Below are 8287 nucleotides of genomic sequence, written 5' to 3'. Positions count from 1 at the left end.
CGGACGCCGCGGCCCCGGCCGACGGGCCGCGAGCGGCACGAGGAGAAGATCACCGTCTACGTCTCCGCGGAGGAGCTCTTCGCACTGGAGCACGCGCGCCTGGAACTGCGCGGGGAGCACGGCCTGGCCGTCGACCGGGGCCGGATCGTGCGCGAGGCGGTGGCCGTCGTCCTGGCCGACCTGGAGCAGCGGGGCGAGGCCAGCATCCTGGTGCGGCGGCTGCGCGGCCGCTGAGGGCCTTCGGCACGATGAGCACGGATGCGGCGGAGGCGGCGGAGACCGCGGGAGCGACGGCGGCAGGGGCGGCGGCAGGGGTTGACGAGCCGTCAGGCGGCTTCCTGGTACGGCTGGACAACTTCGAGGGCCCTTTCGACCTGCTGCTCAGCCTGATCGCCAAGCACAAGCTGGACGTCACCGAGGTCTCGCTGTCCCGGGTGACGGACGAGTTCATCGCACACATCCGGGCCATGGGCCCGGACTGGGACCTGGACCAGGCGAGCGAGTTCCTGGTGGTCGCGGCCACGCTGCTGGATCTGAAGGCGGCCCGGCTGCTGCCGGCGGCGGAGCTGGAGGACGAGGAGGACCTCGCCCTGCTGGAAGCCAGGGACCTGCTCTTCGCGCGACTGCTGCAGTACCGCGCCTACAAGCGGATCGCCGAACTCTTCGCGGAGCGCTGGGCGGTGGAGGGCCTGCGGCACCCCCGGACGGTGGGCCTGGAGCCGCGGTTCGCGGAGCTGCTGCCCGAGGTCGTGATCAGCGTCGGGCTGGAGGGCTTCGCCAAGCTGGCGGCGAAGGCGATGGAACCGAAGCCGAAGCCCGTGGTGTACGTGGAGCACATCCACACGCCCAAGGTCAGCGTCCGCGAACAGGCGGCGCTGGTCGTCGAGTTCCTGCGGACCCGGGGCGCGGCGGAGTTCCGCGAGCTGACGGCGGACGTCGAGGCGGGGGACGTGCTGACGGTGGTGGCGCGCTTCCTCGCGCTGCTGGAGCTGTACCGGGAGAAGGTGCTGGCGTTCGAACAGCCGGAGGCGCTGGGGGAGCTGACGGTCCGTTGGGTCGGGGACGAGTCGGTGGTCTCGGTGGAGGTCAGCGAGGAGTTCGACGGTGAGCCGGGGGCGGAGGAGAAGGAGGATGCGTCGTCATGAGCGGTGAGCAGACGCCTGGCCGTCGTCGCCTCGGCGTGCCCGGACAGCCCCGGCCCGAGGAGCACCTGGGAGCGGAGCTCCGGGAGGACGCCCCGGTGACCGATCCGTTCCTGGAGCAGTGGGTTGCACCCGGCCCGCGGCCCGCCCCGATGCCGGTCCCGTCCCCCCAGCCGGGGCCGGCCCCCGTACCCCTCCCGGAGCCGCAACCCGCCCCTGGACCAGCTCCGGTGCCGATGCCCCTGCCTCAGCCGGAGCCGGAGCCGGAGGAAGAGCCCTCCGAGGTGGGGGGTGCCGGGCCGGGGGAGCGAGCGGCGGGGGAGGTGGTTGCTCGCGCGGTTCCTCGCGCCCCTGAGGGCGGTGCGGGGTCGCTGTCGCGGCCCGGGTCCGCGCTCACGGCTTCGCCGGAGCGGGAGCTTTGGCCTGTGGCCGAGGGGGAGCCGTCCGGGGTGGGGGGTGCCGCGGCGGGGGAGGTGGTTGCTCGCGCGGTTCCTCGCGGCCCTGGGGGTGGTGCGGGGTCGCTGTCGCGGCCCGGGTCCGCGCTCACGGCTTCGCCGGAGCGGGAGCTTTGGCCTGTGGCCGAGGGGGAGCCGTCCGGGGTGGGGGGTGCCGCGGCGGGGGAGGTGGTTGCTCGCGCGGTTCCTCGCGGCCCTGGGGGTGGTGCGGGGTCGCTGTCGCGGCCCGGGTCCGCGCTCACGGCTTCGCCGGAGCGGGAGCTTTGGCCTGTGCCGGAGGAGGAGCTCTCCGAGGTGGAGGGTGCCGGGCCGGGGGAGCGTGCGGCGGGGGAGGTGGTTGCTCGCGCGGTTCCACACGCCCCTGAAGGTGGTGCGGGGCTGGCGGGTTCGGCGGAGGCGGGGGTTGACGGGGAGTCAGTCGGCGGGCCGACGCTGCGGGCGGCGTTGGAGGCGGTGCTGATGGTGGTGGACGAGCCGGTCACGGCAACCCGGCTCGCCGAGGTCGTGGAGCGGCCGCGCAAAGAGGTCACCGCCGAGCTGGAGGCGCTCGCGGCGGAGTACGACGCCCAGCAGCGGGGCTTCGAGCTTCGCTACGTCGCCGGGGGCTGGCGTTTCTACACCCGCGCGGACTGCGCGGCCGTCGTCGAGAAGTTCGTGCTGGACGGACAGCAGGCGCGGCTCACGCAGGCCGCGCTGGAGACCCTGGCGGTCATCGCGTACCGGCAGCCGGTGTCGCGGTCGAGGGTCTCTGCCGTGCGTGGTGTGAACTGCGACGGCGTCATGCGTACCCTGGTACAGAGAGGTCTGGTGGAGGAGTCCGGCACGGAGCCGGAGACGGGGGCGATCCTGTACCGGACCACCCACTACTTCTTGGAGCGGATGGGCTTGCGCGGCTTGGACGAGCTGCCGGAGCTGGCCCCCTTCCTCCCCGAGGCCGACGACGTGGAAGCGGACTCGCAGGAAGGCTCGGCGATCGCGGAGGCGGTCGCCGGCGCACAGCAGCAGTGAGACGACGACGGATTCGACAGACTCGGCAACGGATTTCTTGATGCGTAGCGGTAGCGGTAACAGCAGGAACAGCGGCGGCAGCGGCCAGCGACGGGGCGGCGGTGCCAACAAGGGGCGGCCGCGGCCCGAGGAGCGCCGCTACGACCGGCCCGAGTTCGGCGGCGGTCCGAACGCCAAGCCGAAGGGTCCGCGCCAGGGCACCGGCAAGAGCGGCGGCGTCGGGCAGATCCGGCCGAAGCGGCCGGCGCCCGCGCGGCCGCGCGAGCTCGAGGCGCAGCTGGAGGAGCGGGTCCGGGCCCGGCACGACAAGCCCGCGGTCAAGCTGCCGAAGACCTTCGGTGAGCCCGAGGGCGAGCGGCTGCAGAAGGTCCTGGCCCGCGCGGGCATGGGCTCGCGGCGTGCCTGCGAGGAGCTGATCGAGCAGGGGCGGGTCGCCGTCAACGGCAAGCAGGTCCGCGAGCAGGGCCTGCGGGTGGACCCGGAGCGGGACGAGATCAAGGTGGACGGCCTGACCGTCGCCACCCAGTCCTACCTCTTCTTCGCGCTCAACAAGCCCGCCGGTGTCGTGGCCACGATGGAGGACCCGGACGGCCGCCAGTGCCTGGGCGACTACGTGAACAACCGGGAGACCCGGCTGTTCCACGTCGGCCGGCTGGACACCGAGACCGAGGGCATCATCCTGCTCACCAACCACGGCGAGCTGGCCCACCGGCTGACGCACCCGCGCTACGGCGTGAAGAAGACCTACCTCGCCGCGATCCAGGGCCCGATCCCGCGCGACCTGGGCAAGCGGCTGCAGCAGGGCATCGAGCTGGAGGACGGCTTCGCCCGCGCCGACGGCTTCCGGGTCGTCGAGAGCGTCGGCAAGAACTACCTCGTCGAGGTCACCCTGCACGAGGGCCGCAAGCACATCGTCCGCCGGATGCTGGCCGAGGCCGGGTTCCCGGTGGAGAAGCTGGTGCGCACCCAGTTCGGGCCGATCGCCCTGGGCGACCAGAAGTCCGGCTGGCTGCGGCGGCTGACCAACCCCGAGGTGGGCCAGCTGATGAAGGCTGTGGGGCTCTGACCCGATGACGCTCGTCCGCAGCTCCCGCTCGCGGCTGACCCCCGAGCGGGAGCTCGAGGTGTACGAGGCCGTCATCGACCTCGTCCGCGAGGTCGGCTTCGACGCGATGACGATGGACGCGGTCGCCGCCAAGGCGAAGATCAGCAAGGCGACGCTGTACCGGCAGTGGCAGGGCAAGCCGCAGCTGGTCGTCGCGGCGATGCAGGGCACCAAGCCGGTGCGGCTCGAGGAGATCGACACCGGCAGCCTGCGCGGGGACCTGATGGAGATGGCCCGTCAGGTCGGCGACGGCCTGGAGGAGGACGTGGTCTTCATGTCCGCGCTGGGTCATGCCGCCATGCGGGACGCCGAGTTGGGGCAGGCGCTGCGGGAGAACCTGGTGCTGCCGGAACTCGAGACGGTCCGGCGGATGGTGGACCGGGCGGTGGACCGCGGCGAGGTGAGCCCCGACTCGCCGGCGATCAGGTACGTGCCCCACATGATGTTCGGCGCGCTGCCCGCCCGGAAGGTCGTGGACGGCGAGCTGGTCACGCCCGAGTACCTGGCCGGGTACATCGACGCGGTCGTGCTTCCGGCGCTCGGGCACTCCTGACTGCGGGAGCGACACACCACCCGGGAAGGCCCGGCCCCATGTACGGGACGGACCTCCCCGGGTGGTGGGCTGGTCGCGCAGTGTCCTCGCGCCCCTGAGGCGCAGCCTCAGGAAGTCGCGAGCGCCTTCGCCGCCGCGATCAGTGCCTTTGCCGCGCACGTGAGTTGCATCGCCTCGGCGCCGCGCAGGGGGTGGCCGCCGAAGGCGGCGGAGTCGAGGGCGTCGGCGATGCGGGCCGCGAGGGCGTCGCGCGCCGCGCCCAGCGCGGTCAGTTGGGCCTCCGTGGCGAGGTAGGTCGCGTCACCGGGGGACGCCGACACCATGCCGCGGTTGGACGCGGCGAGCGTGGCCGCCGCGAACTGGCCGACACCGGCGTTGAGTTGCTTGTAGGCGGTCGCCAACTGCTGGTAGTGGGGCGTGTCCGCCACATAGCCGGGGTGCAGGAACTCCGTCAGCACCCGGCCGTCGCCGGTGTAGTCGTCCCGAAGGCCGGTCAGGGCCAGGATGGTCGGGCGGATGTCGGTGTGGTCGGACCACACGGAGCCGTCCACCCCGAGCTGTCGCACGCCCGGGCCGGCCATGCCGAGCCAGGTCGTGTCGATGTCGCTCGCGAAGTCGCCGTGGTTCCAGGCGAAGGCCGGGCCCAGCGCCACGCAGGCGGCGTTGCAGTTGGGCGCGCCCGCGTAGACGTAGTAGTTCGGATCGGCGAAGGACGTGAACGTCGGGGTGCGGGCCGGGTCGGCGGTGACCATGTGGAGGATCTGCATCTCCGTGCGGTCCGCTTCGTACGCGTTGACCGTGTCGGTCCTGCCGGTGATCGGGTTGACCGCGGTGACCTTGCTCCAGGCGCGTTCGAAGGCGCGGGTGGACGGGTCGGTCTGGGCCGGGTTGCCGGTCAGGTAGAAGTTCGGGGCCGAGTCCGCGTGGACCGTGAACTTCGTGGTCACGCCCTGCTGGGTGGCCAGCAGGCCGGCCGCGTTGGCGTTCACCTCGCCGATCTGCTGGTAGCTGCAGGGCACGGTGACGCCGTCGCAGTCGGCGGGGGTGGGCGCGCCGCCGACGAAGTGGTCGTTCTCGTCGGCGGTGACGACGAAGAGGGTGTTCGCGGTGGTGATCCCGTCCCCGGCGAGGCGGTTGAAGAAGGCGCCGAAGGCGTCGTCGTAGGACTTGAGTTGGGCCACGTAGCCGGCCTCGCCCGGGCCGTAGGCACCGGTCGGGGCGACGTGGCGGTCGTGGGCGTCGGAGATGTAGGCGAAGGTGACCGGGACGCCGGCCTCCTGCATCTGCGCGACGTAGCCGAGCGAGTTGGCCGCCGACATCGAGTCGAAGCCGGGGAAGCCCGGGTTGCCGTTGGGGTCGGTGATCGGGGTGCCCGCGGTCGAGTTCACGGCCGCGCTGCCGCCGGTGATCGCCGGATCGACGCTGCGCGCGCCGAACAGGGCCTGGTAGCCGTCGTAGCCGCCCGGCTCGTCCGGCAGCAGGTCCGCGGAGGCGCCGCCCTTCGCGCACAGGGCCGAGCCCTGGGCGCAGTGGACGCCGATGCCGACGAAGTCGGCCTGCGCCTTGGCCGGGTTCGCCTTGGCCTCCGCCGCCTCCGGGGAGTCCGCGCCGAAGACCTTGCGGATGTCGACGGTGGTGTTCTCCAGGATGGTGTTGGCCGCCGAGACGGCGCCCACGTCGCAGCCCGCCCGCGTGAACGGCACCCAGGGGGCCGGGGTGTTCTTCCCGCCTCGGGTCACCATGGTGTAGCTGCTGTCGGACGGCGTCGGCACCGAGTTGTCGGCCACGCCGTCGGTCCAGTAGGCGAAGCTGCTGGCCGAGTTGGTGGTGCCGTCCGGGTTGAAGTACCGGTACGAGTTGGACACCGCCTGGCCGTGCCGGTCGCCGTAGAGGCCCGTGAGCGAGGTGAGGATGTCGTTGCCGGTGTGCGCGATGAGCGGCGTGTGGTGGTTGTCGTCCAGCACGCCGTTGCCGGTGAGGAACGAGAGCAGATGCGGCATCTGCTCCAGGTCGGAGGGGACGTTCGGGTTGTCCCGGGTGAAGTGGACGTTGTCGAACTGCAGGTAGATCACGTGCTTCAGATCGTGGTTCGCCGAGGAGATCTGACAACTCGTCGGACCTTTCCCGGGCTCGTCCGCCGTCGCGGAGCCGGGGACGGCCGACAGGGCCCCCACTCCGAGTCCGGCCGCGAGCGCCAGGCCCAGCATCCTGCTGCGCATCCTGTTCCCTCTCGGGTCGCGTTGCGCGCGTCGCGCGTGGTTGCGGACGCGCGTAGAGCGAGCCAAGACTGGCACGGTTCACAGCGCGCCGACAGGGTGCGAAAGGTAAAACACGTGTGAATCAGCGGGCGTGACGGGCGGTCAGCTCCACGCGGCGAGCTTCGCCCACCGCCCGTCCGGGTCCCGGACGACCTCCAGCATGCCGGCGACGGCGCTGCGGTTGACCGGGCCGTAGACGTGCGGGAAGAGCTCGCCGCCGCGGTCGGAGGCCGGTTCCCAGCGCACCGGGGAGTCCAGCGCGTCCTCGTCGATCAGCAGCGCCATCAGCGGGCCGGGGGCGGTCGCGAAGTGCTGGTTGGCGACCGACAGCAGGGTCTCCTCGTCCGGCGAGCAGTGGATGAAGCCCTCCGCCGCCAGCGAGGCCGTGGTGTAGGGCCGGTCCGGGTGTTCCAGCCAGGCGTCGAGGGGCGTGAGGTGGAAGAGCATGTCCTTTTTGTACAGCACGGACGCGCCGCCGAGTAGAGGCACCGGAGCGCGCGTGCCAAGGGCCGGTGGCCGTGGTGGACTTGGGGCCATGGCACACGATGCGAACCTGTACCCGGCGGACCGCGTGGTCCGCGCCCAGCGGGCCGCCGCCGAAGCGGGCCTGGACGTCCTGCTGGTCTCGCCCGGCCCCGACCTGCGCTACCTGACCGGCTACGAGGCGCTGCCGCTGGAGCGGCTGACCTGCCTGGTGGCCCCCGCCGAAGGCGATCCCTTCCTGGTCGTGCCGCTGCTCGAGGTCCCCGCCGCCGAGGCCTCACCGGTGGCCGGGCTCGGCATCGAGATCGTGGGCTGGCGCGAGACGGACGACCCCTACGCCCTCGTCGCCTCCCGGCTCGGCCGCTCGCTCGGGCGGGTGGGCCTGGACAACCACATGTGGGCCGAGAAGGTCCTCGCCTTCCGGGACGCCCTGCCCGGCGCCGAGCAGGCGCTGGCCGGGACCGTGCTCGGCGAGCTGCGGGCGCGCAAGTCCCCGGCCGAGGTGGCGGCGCTGCTGGAGGCCGCCGAGGCGATCGACCGGGTGCACTCCCGGGTCCAGGACTTCCTCCGTCCCGGCCGCACCGAGGCGGAGGTCGGCAAGGACATCGCCGACGCCATCGTCGAGGAGGGCCACGTCCGGGCCGACTTCGTCATCGTCGCCTCCGGGCCCAACGGGGCCAGCCCGCACGCCGAGGTCTCCGACCGGGTGATCCGGGCGGGCGAGCCGGTCGTCGTCGACATCGGCGGCACCATGCCGTCCGGCTACTGCTCCGACTCCACCCGCAACTACGTGGCCGGGGACGTCCAGCCGCCGCAGGAGTACCTGGACCTCTACGACGTCCTGCTGGCCGCGCAGAAGGCCCAGTGCGACGCCGTGGCCCCCGGCATCACCGCCGAGGAACTGGACGCCGTCGGCCGCGACCTGATCGCCGCCGCCGGGTACGGCGAGTACTTCGTCCACCGCACCGGCCACGGCATCGGGCTGGAGACGCACGAGGAGCCGTACATCGTCTCCGGCTCGGCGCGGAAGCTGGAGCCGGGCCACGCCTTCTCCATCGAACCGGGCATCTACCTGCCGGGACGCTTCGGCGCCCGGATCGAGGACATCGTCGTGTGCACCGAAACCGGCGGGGAGCGGCTCAACCTGACGAGCCGTGACCTGCGGGTGCTGCCCGCCAGCTGAGACCGCCCGCGGCCGTACCCGCTGGTGGGGGTACGGTCGGGGGTGCCGGCACCGCCGATCGGATCGGACTGCGCCACGACCCGATCGGCCGCCGGGACTC

General features: G+C 72.6%; 7 protein-coding genes and 1 pseudogene. 6 read left to right on the top strand and 2 right to left on the bottom strand.

Features of this window, described 5'->3' with window-relative positions; translation table 11 throughout:
- The 5 genes and pseudogenes from ACFP3V_RS09215 to ACFP3V_RS09195 form a co-directional block, all read left to right on the top strand.
- Positions 1–234, top strand: a pseudogene (locus ACFP3V_RS09215) (hypothetical protein); the annotation flags it as partial.
- A gap of 14 nt (positions 235–248) precedes the next feature.
- Positions 249–1145: a segregation and condensation protein A gene (locus ACFP3V_RS09210; RefSeq protein WP_380581782.1), complete on the top strand. Its 897-nt coding sequence runs from the start codon at positions 249–251 to the stop codon at positions 1143–1145.
- A gap of 830 nt (positions 1146–1975) precedes the next feature.
- Positions 1976–2605 carry an SMC-Scp complex subunit ScpB gene (gene scpB / locus ACFP3V_RS09205; RefSeq protein ID WP_380581816.1) on the top strand — a complete coding sequence of 210 codons (630 nt, stop codon included), beginning with the start codon at positions 1976–1978 and terminating at the stop codon, positions 2603–2605.
- Between the two features lie 40 nt (positions 2606–2645).
- Complete coding sequence (locus ACFP3V_RS09200) at positions 2646–3671, top strand: pseudouridine synthase (RefSeq protein ID WP_380581780.1); 1026 nt, start codon at positions 2646–2648, stop codon at positions 3669–3671.
- 4 nt (positions 3672–3675) lie between these two features.
- A complete protein-coding gene (locus ACFP3V_RS09195; RefSeq protein ID WP_380581778.1) occupies positions 3676–4263 on the top strand; it encodes a TetR/AcrR family transcriptional regulator in 588 nt (195 codons plus the stop codon).
- 107 nt (positions 4264–4370) lie between these two features.
- Here ACFP3V_RS09195 and ACFP3V_RS09190 read toward each other — a convergent pair whose 3' ends face one another.
- Both ACFP3V_RS09190 and ACFP3V_RS09185 read right to left on the bottom strand, forming a co-directional pair.
- On the bottom strand, positions 4371–6482 hold the full coding sequence (locus tag ACFP3V_RS09190) for a hypothetical protein (RefSeq protein WP_380581776.1): 2112 nt from the start codon (positions 6480–6482) through the stop codon (positions 4371–4373).
- 141 nt (positions 6483–6623) lie between these two features.
- Positions 6624–6968 carry a DUF952 domain-containing protein gene (locus tag ACFP3V_RS09185; protein ID WP_380581774.1) on the bottom strand — a complete coding sequence of 115 codons (345 nt, stop codon included), beginning with the start codon at positions 6966–6968 and terminating at the stop codon, positions 6624–6626.
- 88 nt (positions 6969–7056) lie between these two features.
- Here ACFP3V_RS09185 and ACFP3V_RS09180 point away from each other — a divergent pair, with 88 nt between their 5' ends.
- Positions 7057–8187: a M24 family metallopeptidase gene (locus ACFP3V_RS09180; protein ID WP_380581772.1), complete on the top strand. Its 1131-nt coding sequence runs from the start codon at positions 7057–7059 to the stop codon at positions 8185–8187.
- The last annotated feature ends 100 nt before the right edge of the window (positions 8188–8287 follow it).

Source organism: Streptacidiphilus monticola, assembly GCF_042658505.1.
Lineage (GTDB): Bacteria > Actinomycetota > Actinomycetes > Streptomycetales > Streptomycetaceae > Streptacidiphilus > Streptacidiphilus monticola.
This window is presented reverse-complemented; position numbering and strand designations above follow the sequence as displayed.

Coding starts and splice junctions, on each gene's coding strand:
- ACFP3V_RS09190 (WP_380581776.1), bottom strand. CDS start 6,482: ATGCGCAGCAGGATGCTGGGCCTGGCGCTCGCGGCCGGACTCGGAGTG.
- ACFP3V_RS09185 (WP_380581774.1), bottom strand. CDS start 6,968: ATGCTCTTCCACCTCACGCCCCTCGACGCCTGGCTGGAACACCCGGAC.
- ACFP3V_RS09195 (WP_380581778.1), top strand. CDS start 3,676: ATGACGCTCGTCCGCAGCTCCCGCTCGCGGCTGACCCCCGAGCGGGAG.
- ACFP3V_RS09200 (WP_380581780.1), top strand. CDS start 2,646: ATGCGTAGCGGTAGCGGTAACAGCAGGAACAGCGGCGGCAGCGGCCAG.
- ACFP3V_RS09180 (WP_380581772.1), top strand. CDS start 7,057: ATGGCACACGATGCGAACCTGTACCCGGCGGACCGCGTGGTCCGCGCC.
- ACFP3V_RS09210 (WP_380581782.1), top strand. CDS start 249: ATGAGCACGGATGCGGCGGAGGCGGCGGAGACCGCGGGAGCGACGGCG.